General features: G+C 64.6%; 19 protein-coding genes. 4 read left to right on the top strand and 15 right to left on the bottom strand.

Going from position 1 to position 19,667, the window contains the following annotated elements; translation table 11 throughout:
* Positions 1-13 precede the first annotated feature (13 nt).
* From HBNXHr_RS01300 to hemB, 7 genes are all read right to left on the bottom strand, one after another.
* On the bottom strand, positions 14-340 hold the full coding sequence (locus HBNXHr_RS01300; protein WP_275740847.1) for a P-II family nitrogen regulator: 327 nt from the start codon (positions 338-340) through the stop codon (positions 14-16).
* Between the two features lie 82 nt (positions 341-422).
* A complete protein-coding gene (locus HBNXHr_RS01295; RefSeq protein WP_345799498.1) occupies positions 423-1,763 on the bottom strand; it encodes an ammonium transporter in 1,341 nt (446 codons plus the stop codon).
* A gap of 310 nt (positions 1,764-2,073) precedes the next feature.
* On the bottom strand, positions 2,074-2,532 hold the full coding sequence (locus tag HBNXHr_RS01290; protein ID WP_275738811.1) for an Lrp/AsnC family transcriptional regulator: 459 nt from the start codon (positions 2,530-2,532) through the stop codon (positions 2,074-2,076).
* Positions 2,533-2,548: 16 nt separating this feature from the next.
* Positions 2,549-2,914 carry a P-II family nitrogen regulator gene (locus HBNXHr_RS01285; protein ID WP_275738809.1) on the bottom strand — a complete coding sequence of 122 codons (366 nt, stop codon included), beginning with the start codon at positions 2,912-2,914 and terminating at the stop codon, positions 2,549-2,551.
* On the bottom strand, positions 2,911-4,326 hold the full coding sequence (locus tag HBNXHr_RS01280; protein ID WP_275882852.1) for an ammonium transporter: 1,416 nt from the start codon (positions 4,324-4,326) through the stop codon (positions 2,911-2,913). Before HBNXHr_RS01280 ends, HBNXHr_RS01285 begins: the two co-directional genes overlap by 4 nt.
* A gap of 344 nt (positions 4,327-4,670) precedes the next feature.
* On the bottom strand, positions 4,671-5,036 hold the full coding sequence (locus HBNXHr_RS01275; protein ID WP_275882851.1) for a P-II family nitrogen regulator: 366 nt from the start codon (positions 5,034-5,036) through the stop codon (positions 4,671-4,673).
* A 59-nt stretch (positions 5,037-5,095) separates the two neighbouring features.
* Positions 5,096-6,076 carry a porphobilinogen synthase gene (gene hemB, locus HBNXHr_RS01270; RefSeq protein WP_275882850.1) on the bottom strand — a complete coding sequence of 327 codons (981 nt, stop codon included), beginning with the start codon at positions 6,074-6,076 and terminating at the stop codon, positions 5,096-5,098.
* A 112-nt stretch (positions 6,077-6,188) separates the two neighbouring features.
* Between hemB and HBNXHr_RS01265 the strand changes: the two genes are divergently transcribed.
* Together HBNXHr_RS01265 and HBNXHr_RS01260 are read left to right on the top strand one after the other, a co-directional pair.
* A complete protein-coding gene (locus HBNXHr_RS01265) occupies positions 6,189-8,636 on the top strand; it encodes a glycosyl hydrolase family 65 protein (RefSeq protein WP_275882849.1) in 2,448 nt (815 codons plus the stop codon).
* A gap of 65 nt (positions 8,637-8,701) precedes the next feature.
* Positions 8,702-11,059, top strand: coding sequence for a glycosyl transferase family 36 (locus HBNXHr_RS01260; RefSeq protein WP_275882848.1), 2,358 nt, complete (start codon positions 8,702-8,704; stop codon positions 11,057-11,059).
* Positions 11,060-11,081: 22 nt separating this feature from the next.
* Here HBNXHr_RS01260 and HBNXHr_RS01255 read toward each other — a convergent pair whose 3' ends face one another.
* The 5 genes from HBNXHr_RS01255 to proB all read right to left on the bottom strand — a co-directional run bounded on the left by HBNXHr_RS01255 (position 11,082) and on the right by proB (position 14,830).
* Entirely contained in the window at positions 11,082-11,492 is a 411-nt protein-coding gene (locus HBNXHr_RS01255) for a type II toxin-antitoxin system VapC family toxin (protein ID WP_275882847.1), read from the bottom strand.
* The gene (locus HBNXHr_RS01250; RefSeq protein WP_275882846.1) at positions 11,489-11,710 is read right to left on the bottom strand and encodes an antitoxin VapB family protein; all 222 of its coding nucleotides are present in this window, start codon (positions 11,708-11,710) and stop codon (positions 11,489-11,491) included. Before HBNXHr_RS01250 ends, HBNXHr_RS01255 begins: the two co-directional genes overlap by 4 nt.
* Positions 11,711-11,825: 115 nt before the next feature.
* Positions 11,826-12,548 (bottom strand): hypothetical protein, encoded by a 723-nt coding sequence (locus tag HBNXHr_RS01245; RefSeq protein WP_275882845.1) that lies wholly within the window; start codon positions 12,546-12,548, stop codon positions 11,826-11,828.
* Between the two features lie 130 nt (positions 12,549-12,678).
* On the bottom strand, positions 12,679-14,004 hold the full coding sequence (locus tag HBNXHr_RS01240) for a glutamate-5-semialdehyde dehydrogenase (protein ID WP_275882844.1): 1,326 nt from the start codon (positions 14,002-14,004) through the stop codon (positions 12,679-12,681).
* Complete coding sequence (proB, locus tag HBNXHr_RS01235) at positions 13,997-14,830, bottom strand: glutamate 5-kinase (RefSeq protein ID WP_275882843.1); 834 nt, start codon at positions 14,828-14,830, stop codon at positions 13,997-13,999. The genes HBNXHr_RS01240 and proB overlap by 8 nt, the downstream gene beginning before the upstream one ends.
* Before the next feature lie 270 nt (positions 14,831-15,100).
* Between proB and HBNXHr_RS01230 the strand changes: the two genes are divergently transcribed.
* Positions 15,101-15,376 (top strand): hypothetical protein, encoded by a 276-nt coding sequence (locus tag HBNXHr_RS01230; protein WP_275882842.1) that lies wholly within the window; start codon positions 15,101-15,103, stop codon positions 15,374-15,376.
* Positions 15,377-15,383: 7 nt separating this feature from the next.
* On the opposite strand, the gene HBNXHr_RS01225 is transcribed toward HBNXHr_RS01230, so the two are convergent.
* Both HBNXHr_RS01225 and HBNXHr_RS01220 read right to left on the bottom strand, forming a co-directional pair.
* On the bottom strand, positions 15,384-16,052 hold the full coding sequence (locus HBNXHr_RS01225) for a hypothetical protein (protein ID WP_275882841.1): 669 nt from the start codon (positions 16,050-16,052) through the stop codon (positions 15,384-15,386).
* A 120-nt stretch (positions 16,053-16,172) separates the two neighbouring features.
* Complete coding sequence (locus HBNXHr_RS01220; RefSeq protein ID WP_275882840.1) at positions 16,173-16,943, bottom strand: pyrroline-5-carboxylate reductase dimerization domain-containing protein; 771 nt, start codon at positions 16,941-16,943, stop codon at positions 16,173-16,175.
* 127 nt (positions 16,944-17,070) lie between these two features.
* Here HBNXHr_RS01220 and HBNXHr_RS01215 point away from each other — a divergent pair, with 127 nt between their 5' ends.
* Entirely contained in the window at positions 17,071-19,020 is a 1,950-nt protein-coding gene (locus HBNXHr_RS01215; protein WP_275882839.1) for an ABC transporter ATP-binding protein, read from the top strand.
* A gap of 15 nt (positions 19,021-19,035) precedes the next feature.
* Here HBNXHr_RS01215 and HBNXHr_RS01210 read toward each other — a convergent pair whose 3' ends face one another.
* Positions 19,036-19,377, bottom strand: a complete 342-nt coding sequence (locus HBNXHr_RS01210; protein WP_275882838.1) for a hypothetical protein — start codon at positions 19,375-19,377, stop codon at positions 19,036-19,038.
* Positions 19,378-19,667 lie beyond the last annotated feature (290 nt).

The raw sequence follows: 19,667 nt of genomic DNA, 5'->3' as shown, positions 1-19,667 counted from the left end.
GACCGTAAGTGACTCAGACGGCGTCGGGCCCGCTATCGCCGGTTCGAACCTGGACGGCGTCCTCGACGGGCAGGACAAAGATCTTACCATCGCCCTTCTCGCCGGTGTGAGCCGCCTCGCGGATCGCCTCGACGACGTCCTCACTCGGCACGTCGGCGACAATGCACTCGATTTTGACTTTCTGGTGGAGGTCGACGACGTACTCCTCGCCGCGCCACTGGCCGGTCTTGGCGGCCTGTGAACCCCGGCCGGACACCTGCGTGACCGTCAACGAGGGCGCGCCGACCTCCGCCAGCGCGGTCTTGATCGCCCCGAGTTTCTCCGGGCGGACGACCGCCATCACGAGTTCGATGTTGCGGGCGTCAGCCGTCGAATCCGCCGACACCCCGTCTCCGGGTGAGGAATCCGACGGTGATCCGTCGTCACTCATCGTAATCACCGCCGTCCGTCCGAAGCTGGGGTGCACCGTCGGTCATCACCGTCGGTTCCTCGCCCATGCCGAACTCGGGGTAGGTTTCGACGCCGTGCTCGGAGGCGTCCAGCCCGTCGCGTTCGTGTTCGGGGGACACGCGTGCCTGCCCGATAGCGCGGAGACCGCCCCAGACGACACCGGTCGCAAGGATCGTCCAGGCGGCGATGATTCCGACGCCGAGCACCTGGGCGGCGAAGGCTTCAAACACAGTGACGCCCCGGTCGGCGAGCACGCCCGGTGCGGCGACGAAGGGGAACGCCAGGGCACCGAGCATCCCGGCGCTGCCGTGGACGGGGAAGACCGCACAGACGTCGTCGATGTTGAGTCGCTTCTCGACGAAGGTGAACACGACCGGCAACTGCGCGCCGGCGAGGCCACCGACGAGGAAGGCACCCCACCAGGCAGTCGTATTCGGGATCGCCGTGATCCCGACGAGGCCGGCCAACAGCCCGTTGGCGACGTACAGGGTGTCGACTTTGCCGGTCTTGAGCCAGGCGACGAACGCGGCCCCCATCGCGCCGGCGGCCATCGAGAGCGTGGTCGTCATCGCGACGCGCCCGAGCGCGCCGCCCATGAATGTCAGGCCCCCGTCCTCGACGACGAGGATCTGGAACTGGGTGCCGACGTTGAACCCGTACCACCCGAACGCGAGCATGAGCGTCCCCAGGACGGCAAAGGTGACCGAGTGGCCCGGGATGACGTTGACCGAGTCGTCGTCGAACCGACCGATGCGAGCGCCCAAGATCCAGGCGGCGGTCAACCCGGCGAGGCCACCCATGCCGTGGACGATCATCCCGCCGGCGAAGTCCTGGAATGCGACCTCGGTGCCCAGGAGCGTCCCGGTGAGCCAGGGGATCAAGCCAGTCTCGGGCGTCCAGGTGAACCCGATCACGACGGGATAGATGATCGCCGCGAGCGCGATCGTGTAGATGACGTACGCCCGGAGCTTCGCCCGACCGGCGACGGCCCCGGAGACGATCGTGGCGGCCGTCATCGCGAAGACGGCCCCGAACAGCCAGTCGATCCAGTCGGCGGCAGCGAGTTCGAACGCGGGCGTGAACCCGAGGCCGGCGACGAACTGGGAGATGCCGTACCCGACGAGGAAAAACAGCGACACCCCGACGCTCCAGGTCAGGAGGTTCTTGGTGAGCTGGTTGGCGACGTTCTTCGCCCTGACCTGGCCGGCCTCAAGCATGGCGAAGCCGGCGTGCATGAAGAAAATCAGGAAGGTCACGACGAGGATCCAGAGGTTGTTGACCCCCTCCATGACCACTGACGGATCCACCGCCACGTCAGCGACACCCCCGTTCGCAGTCGAAGTTGAGAGATGTGTGATCGTCCACCTTTTCCGACGAAACTGCAACGTCTATCGTATTCATCACGGTTTGACGGATGGGGCATTCGAAGATATATACTTTTGGTTGAATACGTGAAGTATTGGTACGTATAGGTGGATGTTTGTTCAAAATGGGGAAGAGTATTATGGATATAAGGCCATTCATTGTCCGATGTCAGTCCGGTTTCGCCGGCCAGAACTGGACGTTCGTGTGGGAGATGTGGGCGGAAAATCGGAAGCCGCGGGGAGAGCGCGCGCGAGTTGCTCAGGCGTCGGCGTCCCCGAGCCACATGGGTTCGAACCGCCGGAGTTCGTCGACAGCCACGTCGACAGTGACCGATCGAACGGATGGCTCGGTCAGGAGTTCGGCGACTTTCTCGTGCATGTCGTCGGTGTCGAGGAACCGCCCGACCAGCAGGAAGTCGTCCTCCCCGGTCACCTCGTACGCCGACCGGGCCCAGGAATACGCCTCCAGGGTCTCGCTGAGGGCCTCGATCGAACCGCCGACGCGGAGGCGCACGACGGCCGTCACGTCGTAGCCGAGTTCGTCGTAGTCGATCGTCGCGGTGTACCCCTGGATGACGCCGGCGTCCTCCAGGGCCTCGATCCGTCGTTCGGCAGTCTCGACAGCGACGCCAGCCTCGGTGGCGAGGTCCTGAATCGACGCACGGCCGTCTTCGAGGAGGGCGTCAACGAGCGCGTGGTCGATGTCGTCGGGGTCCATGTCGTTCCCTGTGTATTCAGACTGCTCCCGGGCCACTCTCGCCGGTGCGGACCTGGACGGCGTCATCGACGGGCAGGACGAAGATCTTGCCGTCGCCCTTCTCGCCGGTGTGAGCCGCCTCGCGGATCGCCTCGACGACGTCCTCCGCGGGGATCTCGGCCACCACACACTCGATTTTGACCTTCTGGAGCAGGTCGACGACGTACTCCTCGCCGCGCCACTGGCCCTTCTTTGCGGCCTGTGAGCCGCGGCCCGAGACCTGCGTGACCGTCAGCGACGGAGCGCCGACCTCAGCGAGGGCTTGCTTGACCGCGCCCAGCCGATCGGGGCGGATCATGGCCATGACGAGCTTGATCTCGTCGTCAGCTTCGGATTCACTCATTCGTTGTCACCTCCGTTGAGCGAGCGACCGCCGTCGGTTCGGACTTCACCGCCGTCAGTCCGTACTTCGCCGCCGTCGGCGACAGCTTCGGCACCCGGTGAGCCGGATCCCTCGCCGAATTCGGGGTAGGCCGAAATGCCGTGTTCGCCGAGGTCGAGTCCTTCAGCCTCTTCTTCCGGAGTGACCTTGAGGGAGCCTACGATAGCGCGGACGATGGTCAGCGTGACCATCGTCGCCAGCACGGCCCAGACACCGATCACGACGATGCCCGTCATCTGCATGGCGAACTGGGTAATAACGTCGTTGATGACTGCATCGCCGAGCCAGTACTCGGTCCAGAAGAACGGGATCAGTGCCGTCCCGATGAAGCCCGCGCTCCCGTGGACGGCGAAGACGCCACAGACGTCGTCGATCCCCAGTGAGTCGACGACCCATCTGTAGACGAACGGAGCCTGCAGGCCACCGATGGCGCCGATGATGAGACCGCCCCACCAGGTGACGTGCGCACAGGCGCCGGTGATGGCGACCAGACCCGCCAGCAGGCCGTTGGCGGCGAACAGCGGATCGGGTTTGTCCTGGATCGCCGTCACGATCGTCGAGGCGACAGCACCGGCACCCATCGCCAGCGTCGTCGTCAGCGCGACGCGACCCAATGCCCCGCCCATGTAGCTGACGGTCCCGTCCTCGGCGACGCTCAGGACCGTCGCCTGCGTACCGACGTTGAACCCGTACCAGCCGAAGGCCAGGATCAGCGTTCCGAGCACGGCGAAGATCAGCGAGTGACCGGGGATCGGTTGGGAGTTACCGTCGGAATCAAACCGCCCGGACCGCGCACCGACCATGTACGCCGCGGTGAGCCCTGCCGTCCCGCCGAGCGCGTGGACGACCGTCGCCCCGGCGAAGTCCTTGTACCCCGCACCGATCGCTTCACCCAGGAACCCCGCGCTGGACAGCAATCCGTTGCCACCCCAGGCGAAGCCCTGGATGACGGGGTAGATGAACGCCGTCAGGACCACGGCGAAGATGACGTACGCGGAGAACTTCATCCGGCCGGCGACAGCGCCGGAGACGATCGTCGCCGCCGTCATCGCGAAGACGGCCCCGAACAGCCAGCCGATCCAGCTACTGGCCTCTCCCTGGAAGGCGAAGGCAGTGCTGAGATCCAGGCCCGCACCGCCGGTCGTCACGAGCCCGGCGATGACTGCAACGGCGCTGCCAAGCAGGAAGTACGAGAGCAGCCCCAGCGACCAGTCCATCAGGTTCTTCATGACGACGTTTGCCGCGTTCTTCGCTCGTACCTGACCCGCCTCCAGCAGCGCGAATCCAGGCTGCATGAAGAAGATCAGGAACGAGACCAGCAGGATCCAGATGTTGTTGACGCTGTTGGCGACCGCGGTTGGATCCAGTGCCATACTACGACACCTCCGTTCCAGCTGTTCCGCTCATTTCTGATAATCCGTGTGCTTTTCCACCGCATTCAGCAACGTTCGTGGTTGCCATCTCGGTTCGAGGCCAAGATAGGATAGTATATAATTCCTTGGTTGATCGTGTGCTTATTTCCAGTCTATAATAGGACAAACGTCTAAACTTGGGTAGAATATAACCAATATAAGGTCATCGGACGGTCACCATTGCACGTGCTGTCGAGGGGAGAATTGGACGATCATCAACGGCACTGAACGGTCCTCAGCGGTGAGAGACTGGCCAAGCGTCGCGCGCATCGGGACTGAGCCGAAAAATACAGCCTTCAGTCAGTTCAGATCGCGTCGGTACCGCGGTCACCGGTCCGGACCTGGACGGCATCGGCGACGGGGAGGACGAAGATCTTGCCATCCCCTTTTTCGCCTGTGTTTGCACCCTCACGGAATGCCTCAACGACATTTTCGGTCTCCCCGCTCTCGACGACGCACTCGACTTTGATCTTCTGGTGGAGATCGATGACGTACTCCTCGCCGCGCCACTGGCCGGTCTTGGCCGGCTGTGAGCCACGCCCCGAGACCTGCGTCACCGTCAGCGACGGCGCGCCGGCCTCGGCGAGAGAAGCCTTGACGTCGCTGAGTTTCTCCGGGCGAACGATTGCCATCACGAGTTCGAGGTCGGTGTCGTCAGTGGCTGGCGACATACGACCGACCTCCGGCCGGGGCGAGGATAAATCCCCGCCAAAGCGGCAGGTGTGCGCTGCTACAACCGCTCGGCCAGTTCCTCGGCGAAGTACGTCACAATCAGGTCCGCGCCCGCGCGCTTGATCGAAAGGAGCGACTCGTAGGCCGTGGCCTCGAGGTCGAGCCACCCCTTCTCCGCGGCGGCGTGCAGCATGGCATACTCGCCGCTGACGTTGTAGGCGGCGACGGGATGGTCGAAGCGCTCGCGCACATCACGGACGATATCCAGATACGGGAGTGCGGGTTTGACCATGAGTACGTCGGCCCCTTCCTCGATGTCCAATCCGACTTCGCGCATCGCCTCGCGGGCGTTGGCGGGATCCATCTGGTAGTGCCGCCGATCACCGAAGGCCGGCGCGCCGTCGGCGGCGTCCCGAAACGGACCGTAAAACGCCGACTCGTACTTCGCTGCGTAGCTCATGATCGGCACCTCGGTGTGGCCGGCGGCGTCGAGACCCTCGCGGATAGCCCCGACCATGCCGTCCATCATCGCTGAGGGGGCGACCATGTCCGCCCCCGCCTCGGCGTGGGAGACGGCGATCCGCGACAGCGCCGAGAGCGTCTTGTCGTTGCGGACGGTCAGCGTCGAATCGTCTCGGGCGTCGTCTTCGAGGAGACCACAGTGGCCGTGGTCGGTGTACTCACACAGACAGACGTCGGTGATGACGTACGCGTCGGTCTCAGCGGTGATCCGTCGGACTGCTTTCTGGACGACGCCATCGTCGGACCAGGCCCGCGATCCCTTCGAGTCCTTGGATTCGGGCACGCCGAAGACGATGATGGCTTCGACGCCGGTGTCCCTAATTTCCTCGACACGGTCGACGGCGTCCCCAACGGGGACCCGTTCGTGGCCGGGCATCGTCTCGATGGGGACCCGTTCGTCAGTCGTCGCGTCGACGAAAACGGGCGCGATCAGGTCGGTCGCCTCCAGGCTGGTTTCGCTGACCAGGGGCCTGATCCCGTCGGTTCGGAGACGGCGTGGGCCGACAGTATGGTCCATGGACAACCATCGCGTGGCACGGCCAAAATCGTGACGTTCCGTCACTCCCTGGCGCGGCACGTGCCGGATGTCGCAACATTCTTTAGGGCACTACTTGATGCTATACTGAGATATGAAGTATGGGAATTTCGACGACAACGCACGCGAATATGTGATCACTGAACCGGAAACGCCCCGACCCTGGATCAACTACATCGGTCGGCAGGATTACGTCGGGATGATTTCCAATACTGGTGGGGGATACAGTTTCTATCAGGATCCACGCTATCGTCGACTGGTCCGCTATCGCTACAACAACGCGCCCCGAAACGTCGGTGGCCGGGGCCTGTATGTGCGTGACGCCGAGAGTGGGGAATACTTCTCACCGACCTGGCAGCCCGCCCGCGTCGACCTCGACGACTACGAGTGTCGCCACGGACTGGGATACACGACGATCCGCGGCGAGAAGGACGGGGTCGCCGGCGAGGTCACCTACTTCGTTCCGCCGGGCGAGGATCTGGAAGCCTGGCGCGTCACCGTCGAGAACGACAGCGACGAACCCCGCAGTCTCCAGCTTTTCTCGCTCGTGGAGTTCTGCCTGTGGGACGCCATGGACGACATCTCGAACTACCAGCGCAACTACAACACCGGCGAGGTCGAAGTCGAGGACTCGGTCATCTACCAGAAGACCGAGTATCGCGAACGCCGCAACCACTTCGCCTACTTCGCCTGCTCGGCCGACATCGACGGGTTCGACACCCAGCGGGACGCCTTCGTCGGGCAGTACGACGGTTTCGACGAGCCGCAGGTGCTCGAAGACGGCCAAGCCACCGACTCCATCGCCCACGGCTGGTCGCCGATCGGCTCCCACCAGGTCGATCTCGAACTCGAACCCGGCGAGAGTGAGGACGTCGTCTTCCTGCTGGGGTACCACGAGAACCCGGAGGACGAAAAGTTCGAAGCGCCGGAGGTCCTCAACAAGGAGTACGTCGAGGGGACCATCGAGGAGTACTGCGATCCCGACGCGCTCGATGCGGCCTTCGAAGAACTGAACGAGTTCTGGGACGATCAGCTCTCGGCGCTGCAGGTCGAAACCCCGGACGAGGAGACCGACCGGATGGTCAACACCTGGAACGCCTACCAGAACACGGTCACGATGAACCTCGCGCGGTCGGCCTCGCTGTACGAGACCGGCCTGACGCGCGGGATCGGCTTCCGTGACTCCCTGCAGGATCAACTCGCGGTCCTCCATCAGTTCCCGGATCGCGCTCGACAGCGGATCCTGAACCTCGCGAAGATCCAGCTGAAAGACGGCGGCGCGTACCACCAGTACACGCCACTCACGGGCGAGGGCAACGCCGACATCGGTGGCGGGTTCAACGACGACCCGATGTGGCTGGTCATGTCCACCGCCGCGTACGTCAAGGAGACCGGCGATACCTCAATTCTGGAGGAAGAAGTCGTCTACGAGAACGAACCCGGCACGGAGGCCCCTCTCGCGGAGCACCTCCAGCGCGCCGTCGAGTACGTGTGGGAACGCCGCGGTCCCCACGACCTGCCGCTGATCGGCCACGCCGACTGGAACGACTGTCTCAACCTCAACTGCTTCTCCGAGAACCCCGACGAGTCCTTCCAGACGGCCGAACACGACGTCGACGAGGAACGGGCGGAGTCGGTGTTCATCGGCGGGCAGTTCGTCTACGCCGTCGAAGAGTTGGCCGAACTCGCCGAGCAGACCGACGTCCTCCCCGAAGCGGCCGAGGACTACCAGCGATATGCCGACGAGATGGCCGAAGCCGTCGCCGATGCGGGTTGGGACGGCAAGTGGTTCCGCCGCGCCTACGACCACTTCGAGGATCCCATCGGCTCGAGCGAGAACGACGAGGGCCAGATCTTCGTCGAGTCCAACGGCATGTGCGGGATGGCCGAAATCGGCCGCGAGGACGGCAAAGTTCAGGACGCGATGGATTCGGTCCGCGAGCGTCTCGCGACCGAGCACGGGATCGTGCTCCACCAGCCCGCTTTCACCGAATACGACGAGCGCTACGGCGAGATCACCTCCTACCCGCCGGGCTACAAGGAGAACGGCAGTGTCTTCTGTCACACCAACCCCTGGATCATGATCACCGAGGCCAAACTCGGCAACGGCGAGCGCGCCTTCGATTACTACAAGCGTATTTGCCCGGCCGCCCGCGAGGACATCAGCGACGTCCACACCACCGAGCCGTACGTCTACGCCCAGACCATCGCCGGCCCGGATGCCCCCACCACCGGCGAAGCCAAGAACTCCTGGCTCACGGGCACAGCAGCCTGGAACTACGTCGCGATCACCCAGCACATCCTCGGCGTGCGCCCGGACCACGACGGCCTCGTCGTCGACCCGGCGATCCCGGCCGACTGGGACGAATACGAGGTCCACCGCGAGTTCCGCGGCGCGACCTACGAAATCACCGTCGAGAACCCCGACAACGTCGAATCGGGCGTCGATCGGGTCGAAGTCGACGGCGAGGAAATCGACGGCCAGACCATCCCCGACCTCGGCGACGGCGAGACACACGACGTGCGCGTCGTGATGGGCTGAGGCGGCTGCTCCCCCGCTTTGTATCGTACCGTAACCGAACCGACACCAGCAACCCACGACAGACAATGACATACGGACACGTCGATCAGGAAACGGGCGAATACGTCATCGAACAACCCGACACGCCGACGCCGTGGATCAACTACCTCGGCGAGGGCGTCTACGGCGGGATCGTCTCGAACACCGGCGGCGGGTACAGCTTCTACAAGGATCCGAAGAATCAGCGCGTAACGCGCTACCGATACAACGCCGTCCCGGACGACCAGCCCGGTCGGTACGTCTACCTGCAGGATCGGGAAAGCGGCGAGTACTGGTCGCCGACCTGGCAACCCGTGAAGACGGACCTCGACGACTACGAGTGTCGTCACGGGCCGGGCTACACCACGATCGAAAGCGTCTACGACGGGATCGCCGCCGAGATGACGTACTTCGTGCCGCTCGGTGAGGACTGCGAGCTGTGGGTGCTGGACCTGGAGAACGTCGGCGAGGAGAACCGCCAGCTCGGCGCGTTCTCCTACGTCGAATTCTCGTTTCCGGACGCGCTGGCCGACCAGACCAACCTCGACTGGACGGGCCAGATCATGCGCGCCCGCGTCGACGAAACAGAGGGCGTCATCGAGATGTACTCTTCCGCCCAGGAACTCAGCTACACCCACGCGACCAGTGCCGAGGTCGTCGGCTTTGACACGCAGCGGCGGGAGTTCGTCGGCCAGTACGGCAGCCTGGAGGAACCAGCCGTCCTGAAAGCGGGAGCAGCCGGCAACTCACGAGCCACCCACGACAACGTCATCGGGTCGTTCGAGCACGACCTCACCCTCGAGCCGGGCGAGCACGAGCGGATCGTCTTCCTGACGGCCCCCGAGCGCGACGATGCTCTCATCGAGAAGTACGACGATCCGTCGGTCGTCGAGGCGGAACTCGACGCCCTGCAGGCGGAGTGGGACGACTATCTCTCGACGCTGCAGGTCGAGACTCCGGACCCGGAGATGGACACCATGCTCAACGTCTGGAACCCCATCCAGTGTCGCTCGACGCTGTACTGGTCCAGGACGGCCTCCCGCTACCAGGCTGGCCTGGGCCGCGGGATGGGAACCCGGGATTCCAGCCAGGACACGCTCTCGATTGTCCACGCCGTCCCGGAACAGGTCCGGGAGACCCTGGAAGCCCTCTGGGCGATCCAGTTCCCCGACGGCCACGCCTGGCACCAGTTCTACCCACTCAGCGGCGAGGGCGACGCCGGCCTCGCAAAAGAGGACCCGTCCAAGCCGCAGTGGTTCTCCGACGACCATCTCTTTCTCGTGCTGGGAACCGTCCAGTATCTCAAGGAGACCGGCGACTACGACTTCCTGGAAGCCGAGATTCCCTTCGAGGACGGCTCGACGGGCACCGTCCGGGAGCACATCGAGCGCGCCATCGCGTTCACCGACGACCACCGCGGTAAGCACGGCCTCCCGCGGATGGGTTACGCCGACTGGAACGACTCACTAAACCCCGACGACGGCAGCGGCGAGGCCGCCAGCGTCATGGTCGCGATGATGTACTGTCGCGTCCTCGATGAAGTCGCCGGCCTCTACGAGTTCCTGGGCGAGGACGACCGTGCCGCCGAACTCCGCGCCAAACGCGAGGCAGAGATCGAGCGGATCGACGAGCACGCCTGGGACGGCGAGTGGTACACCCGCGCCTACGACGACGAGGGGCGCGTCATCGGATCGGCCAGCGAGGACTACCAGCAGATCTCGCTCAACACCCAGACCTGGGCCGCACTCGGTGGCCTCAGCGACGAGCGCGCCGAGCAGGCGATGGAATCGGCCCACGAGCGCCTGAACACCGAGTACGGCTTCGCGCTGCTCGATCCACCGTGGGAGGGCGAGGGCACGATCGACCGAATCGGCGGGACGACGACATATCCACCAGGAGCCAAGGAGAACGGCGGCATCTTCTGTCACGCCCACACGTGGTCGGTCGTCGCCGCCGGCCTGCTGGGCGACGGCGAGCGCGCCCACCAGTACTACCGGCAGCTCCTCCCGCTGGCTCACGACGACGTCGCCGATCTGCGCCGCGTCGAGCCCTACGTCTACTGCCAGAACGTCCTCGGGCCCGCCCACGAGGAGTTCGGCGTCGCGAAGAACTCCTGGCTCACCGGGACTGCCTCCTGGGCGTACGTCGGTGCGACCCAGTACCTGCTTGGCGTTCGACCGACCTTCGACGGCCTCGTGATCGACCCGACGATCCCGGCCGAGTGGGACGGCTTCGAGATGACCCGAGAGTTCCGCGGGGCGACCTACGAGATCAGCGTCGAGAATCCCGACGGCGTGGAAAGTGGGGTCGAGACAGTCGAAGTCGACGGCGAGAAGGTCGAGGGTAATGTGGTGCCCGCGTTCGAGGACGGCGAGGCCCACGAGGTTCGGGTCGAAATGGGTTGAAGCCGCGAGTTTCGTCTCCGGATCAGGAATCCGTCACCACCACGTCGAGGTCGACAAGATCGTACAGCGGTGGCTTGTCGAAGTCCGTGGCATTGTGCGTGACGAACGTGCCACCCGCAGCGTGGGCGGTCGCGAGATTGAGCAGATCGGCGGGATCCAGCCGGATCCCCTGTGCGCGAAGCTGTTCGTCGAGATACCCGGCTTCGAGGGCACAATCGTCGGTGAAATCCAGCACGCGATCGAACTGCTCGTCGAGGACGCGCTGGGTCCTGAGCATCTCCGTCCGGCCCGACCCGGCCTTGTAGGACTCCCAGGCGACGACGGCGGGGATCGTCCACTCCTCTCTGCGGTACTGCCCGAGGTGTGACAGGATCGCCTCGTTCGGATCACGGCCGGCGATCTTCGCGAGGACGTCACGATCGAGAACGATCATCGCCGGCGGGACAGCGACTCGTTCAGTTCGTCGTGGGCCGCCCGCATCTCCGCTTCCAATGTCCCGTCCTCGTCGAGGAAGGCGAGACTGCCGGCCATCTCCTCGATGTCTTTCTCCCGGCGGCTCAACCGATCCAGTAGCTCGTCGAAGGACTCGTCGTCGCGCTTCAGGGCACGCAGGCGTTCCTTGACCTCCTCGGAAACGCGAATCGTACTCATGTGTATACGGTGTGTACGAGAGTGAATAGGTGTTACGCCGGTCCGAGAACGTCACAGATCAAACGGATCGACGAACCGTTTGTCCCAACGAGTGTACCGGGCCACCGCCAGCAGGTCAGAACGGGAAGCCGCCGTATCGCAGGTAGACCATGTCGAGGATCAACAGTAACTGGAACGCACCCTGGACGCCCCCGAGCATCGCGTTCTGCTTGCCGATGGCGGCGATGACGCCGGAGTCGGGATTCGCCGACGTCATCTCCCGGTAGATCCGCAACTCGCCGGGCATCAGGAACCCGAAACCCTGCACCGAGAGGATCGTGACGATCGCCAGCGCGACCGCGATCGCGGGCTCGATCGCCGGCAGGGCATCGAGCGTCAGCGCGACCCAGGCCACCGAGCCGACCGTCGCGACGCCGAAGGGCAGTTGCCAGCGCCAGTCCCGCCAGGCGTCGAGTCGCCACCCGAGCAACAGGAGTATCGGGACGGCGTTGGCGGCCGTGAACAGCGCGAGCCAGCCCTCGCCGTTCGCCAGATAGCCCAGGCGCAACGCCAGGGCGATCCCCGAGGCGATGGTCACCGTCGCCAGTGAGGGCAGGAGAAAGGCGGTCTTGGGCGTGAGTCGCTGGAACACCGCCGCACTCTCCTCCTCGTCGAGGCCACCGATGACCGGCCCGAGCACCGCGCCGATGAACACGTCGATCCCCGTCCAGAGGACGCCCGCCATCACGTGAACGTAGGTGTGCTGTTGAATCGATGCGACCGTGAGCGCGTATCCGAGCGCCGCAAGCGGGATCGCGACGACCGCGACCGCAAACGCCGGGTTTGCTCGTTGCGCCATGCCTGCGATGGTCCTACGTATCGTCGTTGCCATACGGGACGGCGATCCGGCGACCTGATGTTAATGGTACGTCTCCCTGCAAGGGCAACCGGTTTTCACGGGTGAATCGCGAATCGACGCCGGGGCCGTCTCACCACTCGCCGTCGAAATCCTCGTGGGAGAAGGGCAAAGCGTCCTCGCCGGCGTAGGATGCCACGAGGTGACCATCACCCTCGAGGTAGTACTTGTAGGTCGTCAGCCCCTCCAGCCCGACGGGCCCGCGGGCGTGGATCTTGCCCGTCGAAATACCGACCTCGGCACCGAGGCCGTAGCGATAGCCATCCGAGAAGCGCGTCGAGGCGTTGTGGAAGACGCTGGCGGCGTCGACGCCCGTCATGAATTTCCGGGCCGTCTCGTCGTCCTCGGTCAGGATCGACTCGGTGTGTTTCGAGCCGTTCGTGTTGACGTGGTCGATGGCGTCCACGAGCGAGTCGACGACCTTGATCGAGAGGATGAGGTCGCCGTATTCCGTGCGCCAGTCCTCTTCAGTGGCTTCACGGACGTCGAACTCTTCGAGGATCTCCCGGGTTCGTTCGTCGCCGCGCAGTTCGACATCGGCCTCGGCGTACCGGTCGGCCATGGTGGGCAGGAACGCCTCGGCGACGTCCTCGTGGACGAGCAGCGTCTCGATGGCGTTACAGACAGCGGTGTACTGGACTTTCGCGTCGTATGCCACTTCGACCGCTTCGTCGAGGTCGGCCTCGCTGTCGACGAAGACGTGACAGACACCCTCGGTGTGGCCCAGCACAGGGATCTGGGTGTTGTCCTGGACGTAGCTGACGAATTCCGAGGACCCGCGGGGCATCAGCAGGTCGATGTGCTCGTCCATCCCGAGGACGGTGTCGACGGCCTCCCGGGCCTCGATCAACTGGACCCAGCCCTCGGGGATAGCCTCGACGTCCTGGGCTGCCTCGCGGATGATCTCAAACAGTTCGCGGTTGGAGTGGCTGGCCTCGCTGCCGCCCTTGAGGATGACCGCGTTCCCGGACTTCAGCGCGAGGGCAGCGATCTGGACTAAGGCATCGGGCCGGGACTCGAAGACGGTCCCGATCACGCCGATGGGGACCGCCACTCGATAGAGGTCGAGATCGTCGTCAAGGTGGCGGGCCTGGAGGGTTTTCCCGAGGGGATCCGCCTGATCGGCGACGCTCTCGACCATCTCGACGATCGAGTCCATCTTGGCGTCGTCCAGCTTCAGCCGGTCGACCAGCGCCTGGGTGTACTCGCCGGCTTCGAGCAACTCCTCGCCGGCCTCGACGTCCCTGTCGTTGACCGCGATGACGTCCTCGCGGTGATCGTCGATGGCCGTTGCGATCGCTTCCAGGGCGGCGCGACGATCGGCGTCGCTGACGTTGGCCAGTTCGAGCGCCGCAGCTTCGGCGGCCTCGACCTTGGATTCAGTGTCCGTATCAGTCATCGTATGCTCCGTTGACAGGCAAGAATATTGTGCCCACCGATTCGCCGGCGGCGATGCGGGCAAGCACGTCCGGTTCGGCTGAGCCCGCGATCACCGCCGGGATCCCGTGCTCGTTGGCCGTTCGCGCGCCCTCGACCTTCGTCGTGATCCCGCCGAATTCCTCGGTCGTGCTCTGGGCGACGATCTCCTGGACGGCCCCGTAGTTGCTCCCGACGGCCTCGATCTTGGTCGCGTCAGGGTCGTCCTTCGGGTTGCCGGTGTAGACGCCGTCGACGTCGGTCAGCGTCACCAGCAGGTCGGCCTCGATCCCGACCGCGATCGACGAGGAAAGCATGTCGTTGTCGCCGATCTGGATCTCCGCGATCGCGACGGCGTCGTTCTCGTTGACGATCGGGACGATCCCCCAATCCAGCAGCGTCTCGACGGTGTTGTGGAAGTTAGTGAACCGCTCGGGATCGTCCAGGTCGGCCTGCGTGACCAGAATCTGGGCGACCTTCCGATCGTAGCGCTCGAAGCTTTCGGTGTAGCGCCGCATCAGATGGCTCTGGCCGACGGTCGACAGCGCCTGGGACGCTTCGACGGTGTCAGTCTCGGCGTCGACGCGTCCCCGGCCGGCCCCGATCGCCGCCGAGGAAACGAGTAGAACCTCCTTGCCGTGGTCGAGCAGGTCGGCCACGTCGTCGACGAGTTTGTCGAGTTTGTCGTCGTCGAGGTTCGACTCGGCGTCCGTCAGCGAGTTCGTTCCCGCCTTGACGACGACCCGGTCGGCGTCGGCGGCGAGTTCGCGCGTCCGCTCGATCTCTTCGGGGTCGACGGCGTCACTCATCGTCGACCTCGCTGGTGATTTCCGCGGAATGACGCTCGATGGTTGCGGTGGTCAGTGCCATCCCGTGTGTTGGATGTCCGCGTACGGTGGCGACCGATGGGAGTACCGGATCTCATTGTAATGGGAGAAATGGGCGACGGACAAACCTACTACGGTTCGCAACGAGTTGCCAGTCAGTACGCTACAACACCCTCCAGCGTTGGGTATCGTTTACCGCTCTCGCGTAGATATAGCACAGAAATTAAGAGAACGGAAGAGCGGATATATGATATGGACGATGGAGTATCAAATGGAGTTGTCATTGGGCTCTCTGCGGCAATTCTGGGGTGGACCCTCTTGTGGCTTCAGCAACCAATATTCGGAATGGCAGTCGTCGCCGGTTTGACGACGTCATTTACCACATGGCGACACGAAAAGCCCGGAGAGGCAGGGTTGCTCTTAGCCCTCTGGAGTTTGATTGCGATCGCCGCTTGGACAGCCAATCTACTATTCATCGCCGGATCAGTCGTCATAGCAGCAGTTGGCTACATCGCGTGGACAGTATGAAGAGTAGCTAAACGGTCCGATGCCTGCTTCCCGAGCGCGTAGCCGCGTATCCGGCTGCAAAGGGGATCGCCATGGTGGCTGCGACGAGCGTGAGTGTAGAGAGGGAGATCTGTTGTGGCCCCCAGGCGAGTCCGGCTGCGACGAGCCCGACGGGGACGACTCCCGTCGCAAGTGCGGTCCACCGATCCCGGGTAGCCGCGACGGTGCCGACGAAAGTCGCGGAAACGGCCGCCAGCGCGACGAACTGGACCGCCGTCAGTTCGAGCTGCAACGCCTCAACGAGTGAGAGAGGTGCCCTCGCCTGCCCCTCGATGTCCGTCGGTGCCACTCCCGTCCACCTGGCGGCGAACACCGAGACCCCCAGGCAAACGCTCACGAGCGCAGGGACGAGCGCCGCAAGGGCACGTCGCGGCGTTAGCGGCGTATACTCGTCGTCCACGTATGCGAAGGCCCCCCAGGTCAGCAAGATCGGGCCGGGGATGACGCTGAGATACACGACGAACGGATGGCTGGAACGTGGGACGGTCGATGCGATCTGTTCGATCCCCGGCAGAAGGCCGGCGACAACCAGTGGATAGAGGAATGAGGACCCCATCCCGACGAGGACCGCAACGACTCCGACCGCGCCAGGACCGATCGACAGGCCAATCCGCTCCGCGGACTCCGTTTCGGTCATATGTTGATCTATTATGACAGTCAAATATATTTTTCTGTGGAAGGGAAACAACGGTGATCAGAAACGAAGCGGTGGAAAGCGACGCCTTCGCAATCGAATCAGTCTGTGAATGGATCCGACTCACTCATCACCGATTTCTGCGGTGATCTCCGCCGACCGTTCTTCGGTGACAGCCACTGTCTCGCCGAGGACGTCCTCAACGTCGCTGTCCCACAGGACCTCCATGCCCTCGATCGTGGTCCCGCCCTCCGTGGCGACGGCGTCGACCAGTTCTTCGACGCTCTCGTCACTCTGCAGGACGATCTCGGCCGCGCCCTTGAACGTCTGGGCGGCGAGCGCCGCAGCGTCATCCGAGTCAAGGCCGCCCTCAATGCCAGCCTGCTGCATCGCCCCGATCAGGTAGAAGACGAACGCCGGCCCGCTGCCGTTGATCGCCGTCGCCAGATCCATCCGGTCCTCGTCGATCGTGACGACGGTCCCGAGATCGTCGAGTACTGTCGCGACGTCGCCCGTCGGTTCTGGCGTGACTGCGGCGGCCATCTCGCCGTACTCGGCGGCGAGGTTCGGCATCATCCGGATGACGGCGGCGTCGGTCGTCGATTCGAGCATCGACGTCGAGACGCCCGCGGCGACCGAGACGACCGTCTGGTCAGGGTCGAGTTCCAGGTCGGCGAGGACCTCGCCGGCGGCGTCAGGGCCGACCGCCAGCACGACGATCGGCGCTGAGGCTGCCGCTTCGAGGTCAGTGGTCGTCTCGTCGGCGACTCCCGATAGGTCTTCGAGTACCGATTCGTCGACGTCACAGGCCGTCACCCGGTGGCCGGCGGCGGACAGCCCACGGACGAGCGCCCCGCCCATGTGCCCACAGCCGATAACGCTGACGTGAACCATTTGCTGGGTGGCTCTCGGACGGTGGCGGATTTACCAACTGCGATTCGGGCCGGCGTGAAGACGACCGTCGCCAGCCCGGACTGGCGCGGCAGTCAGCCTTTAGTAGGGGGCCACGTTAGCGGGGGCCATGTCCTGGGGCTTTTCGGGTGGCAACGACGACGCGGACACCTTCGAGCACCTCCGGGAAGGTGTCGACCGCCCGATGTGGCGGCTACTCGGGAACTACGGCCGGGGGTACGTCCCGGAGTTCGTCCTGGGTGGGGTCGCGAGTGTCGTCGCGCGGTTTCTCGAACTCATTCCGGCGCTGGTGCTCGGGGTCGCCATCGACGCGCTGTTCGTCGGGGGCCAGGATTTCACGCTCCCGCTCGTCCCGCAATCGGTCATTCCGGGGGACGAGCCGGGGCAGTTCTGGTTCGCCGTGGGGCTGGTCGGGGCGGTTTATCTGCTCAGCGCCGGGCTGAACTGGGTCAACGGCTGGGCGTGGAACCGCTTCGCCCAGCACCTCCAACACGCGGTCCGGGTTGACACCTACGACGTCGTCCAGCGAATGCGGATGGGTTTCTTCGACGACAAACAGACCGGCGAGGTCATGTCGATCCTCAACAACGACGTCAACCAACTCGAGAGTTTCCTGACGAACGACCTCAACGCGGGCATCCGGATCTCCGTGCTCGTGGTCGGCGTCGCGAGCGTGATGGTCTGGCTCAACTGGCAACTCGCGATCGTCGCGCTGCTGTCGGTGCCAGTGCTCGCGCTGGCGAGTTACCTCTTCGTCCAGCGGATCGGCCCCAAGTACGGCCGCGTACGTGGCTCGGTCGGGGCGCTCAACTCCAGACTCGAGAACAACATCGGCGGCATCGAAGTCGTCAAATCCTACGGCCGGGAGTCCTTCGAGCGCGACCGCGTCGAGGAGGCCTCCGAGGAGTACCTCGAGGCCAACTGGGACGCGATTACGACCCGGATCAAGTTCTTCCCGACGCTGCGGATCATCACCGGGATGGGCTACATGATCACGTTCCTGGTCGGGGGCTACTGGCTGCTCGCGAGTCGCGGCGTCTTCGCCGGGCCGCCGCCGTTTTTCACGGGGACGATCACGCTGGGCGTGCTCACCCCGATGTTGTTGTACGCCCGCCGGTTCCTCTGGCCGATGCGCCAGTTCGGCAACGTGGTCAACAACTACCGCTACGCCTTCGCGGCCGCGGAACGGATCGTCGGCCTCATGGAGTACCCGGGCACCGTCGACGATCCGGACGACGCGATCGATCTGGGCGGCGTCGATGGTGGAGTTTCGTACGAGGACGTGACCTTCCGGTATACTGGAGCCGACGAGCCTTCGGTCGACAACGTGAGTTTCAATGCCGAGGCAGGGGACTTCGTCGGCCTCGTCGGGCCGACCGGCGCTGGCAAGACGACGCTGCTCAAACTGCTGGTGCGACTGTACGATCCCGCGGACGGGCAGATCCGTGTCGACGGCCACGACATCCGGAACGTCTCACTCGCAAGTCTCCGCGAGCACGTGGGCTACGTCAGCCAGGAGCCGTATCTCTTCCACGGCACCGTCGCCGAGAACGTCGCCTACGGCATCAAGGCCACCGACGACGAGATCCGCGAGGCGCTCTCGATGGCCGGCGCGATGGAGTTCGTTTCCGAGTTGCCAGAGGGCATCGACACGATGGTGGGCGAGCGCGGCGTGAAGCTCTCGGGCGGCCAGCGCCAGCGCGTCGCCATCGCCCGGGCGATCCTCGAGGATCCCGAGATCCTGATCCTCGACGAGGCGACCTCCCACGTCGACAACGAGACCGAGGTCCTGATCCAGCGCTCCCTCGAGACGCTGACGGCCGACCGGACGACCTTCGCGATCGCCCACCGCCTCTCGACGGTCCGGGACGCCGACACCATCCTCGTGATGGACGAGGGGCGGGTCGTCGAGCGCGGGACTCACGAGGAGTTGCTGGCCGCCGATGGGCTCTACGCGAACCTCTGGAGCGTCCAGGTCGGCGAGATGGAGGCACTCCCCGAGGAGTTCATCGAGCGCACCGCCGAGCGCGAGCGGGCGGGGACCGGCGACGACGACTGACCCCCTGGGGAGGACTCAGGCCGATTCGGGCGCGACGTGCTCGTGTTCGATCTCGACCGCCGATTCATCGAGACCGAGACGGCCGAACTGGGTTCGGACGTGGTCCTCGGCGGCCGCGATGGCGCGGTCGCGATCGGCGAACCCACGGGGTGCGGGCGACTCGAAGGCCACGTTGATCTCCTCGCCGTCGACCTGCTGGGCGGTTCCGCCGCTCTCGACCGCGTAGAAGGCGTCACACACCCAGACGAACGGCGCGTCGGCGTCGGGCGCGCCCTCGTAGCTCGGGGGCTCCTCGCCGGGTTCGTACAGCGTCCCGGTCAGTGCCGTCCCGCCGGCCCGTCCACGGATGAGTCGCATACCGATCGTAGGTGATCAGCGAGTAAAAACGAGTCGGCCGGCGAGAATGGAGAAACGACACCGTCGCAGAAAGGCAGTCTCTGTGGTCCAGCGCGATCGGGTAGCGCGCTCGTCAGTGCTCAAGGAACACGAGGTGACCATGCTCGTCCTCGTGAACGCGCTTTGCGTGTTCGGCCATGTCGCGCTTGGGCATCGGTCGTTCCCACTCGCAGTCCTGGCAGACAGCCACGTACTCGGACAGACTGGTGTTACTGGTTCAGCGCGTATAAGGCTGGGTCCCGCCATTGACA

It is taken from the genome of Halorhabdus sp. BNX81, from assembly GCF_029229925.1.
Taxonomy (GTDB): domain Archaea; phylum Halobacteriota; class Halobacteria; order Halobacteriales; family Haloarculaceae; genus Halorhabdus.
The sequence above is the reverse complement of the archived record's forward strand: the minus strand, read 5'-3'. Positions and strand labels throughout refer to the sequence as shown.

Bases quoted from the DNA above. Each gene is read 5' to 3' on its own strand.
- HBNXHr_RS01300 (WP_275740847.1), bottom strand. From the start codon at position 340: ATGGCGGTCGTCCGCCCGGAGAAACTCGGGGCGATCAAGACCGCGCTG.
- HBNXHr_RS01290 (WP_275738811.1), bottom strand. From the start codon at position 2,532: ATGGACCCCGACGACATCGACCACGCGCTCGTTGACGCCCTCCTCGAA.
- HBNXHr_RS01285 (WP_275738809.1), bottom strand. From the start codon at position 2,914: ATGAGTGAATCCGAAGCTGACGACGAGATCAAGCTCGTCATGGCCATG.
- HBNXHr_RS01280 (WP_275882852.1), bottom strand. From the start codon at position 4,326: ATGGCACTGGATCCAACCGCGGTCGCCAACAGCGTCAACAACATCTGG.
- HBNXHr_RS01275 (WP_275882851.1), bottom strand. From the start codon at position 5,036: ATGTCGCCAGCCACTGACGACACCGACCTCGAACTCGTGATGGCAATC.
- hemB (WP_275882850.1), bottom strand. From the start codon at position 6,076: ATGGACCATACTGTCGGCCCACGCCGTCTCCGAACCGACGGGATCAGG.
- HBNXHr_RS01265 (WP_275882849.1), top strand. From the start codon at position 6,189: ATGAAGTATGGGAATTTCGACGACAACGCACGCGAATATGTGATCACT.
- HBNXHr_RS01260 (WP_275882848.1), top strand. From the start codon at position 8,702: ATGACATACGGACACGTCGATCAGGAAACGGGCGAATACGTCATCGAA.
- HBNXHr_RS01255 (WP_275882847.1), bottom strand. From the start codon at position 11,492: ATGATCGTTCTCGATCGTGACGTCCTCGCGAAGATCGCCGGCCGTGAT.
- HBNXHr_RS01250 (WP_275882846.1), bottom strand. From the start codon at position 11,710: ATGAGTACGATTCGCGTTTCCGAGGAGGTCAAGGAACGCCTGCGTGCC.
- HBNXHr_RS01245 (WP_275882845.1), bottom strand. From the start codon at position 12,548: ATGGCGCAACGAGCAAACCCGGCGTTTGCGGTCGCGGTCGTCGCGATC.
- HBNXHr_RS01240 (WP_275882844.1), bottom strand. From the start codon at position 14,004: ATGACTGATACGGACACTGAATCCAAGGTCGAGGCCGCCGAAGCTGCG.
- proB (WP_275882843.1), bottom strand. From the start codon at position 14,830: ATGAGTGACGCCGTCGACCCCGAAGAGATCGAGCGGACGCGCGAACTC.
- HBNXHr_RS01230 (WP_275882842.1), top strand. From the start codon at position 15,101: ATGGACGATGGAGTATCAAATGGAGTTGTCATTGGGCTCTCTGCGGCA.
- HBNXHr_RS01225 (WP_275882841.1), bottom strand. From the start codon at position 16,052: ATGACCGAAACGGAGTCCGCGGAGCGGATTGGCCTGTCGATCGGTCCT.
- HBNXHr_RS01220 (WP_275882840.1), bottom strand. From the start codon at position 16,943: ATGGTTCACGTCAGCGTTATCGGCTGTGGGCACATGGGCGGGGCGCTC.
- HBNXHr_RS01215 (WP_275882839.1), top strand. From the start codon at position 17,071: ATGTCCTGGGGCTTTTCGGGTGGCAACGACGACGCGGACACCTTCGAG.
- HBNXHr_RS01210 (WP_275882838.1), bottom strand. From the start codon at position 19,377: ATGCGACTCATCCGTGGACGGGCCGGCGGGACGGCACTGACCGGGACG.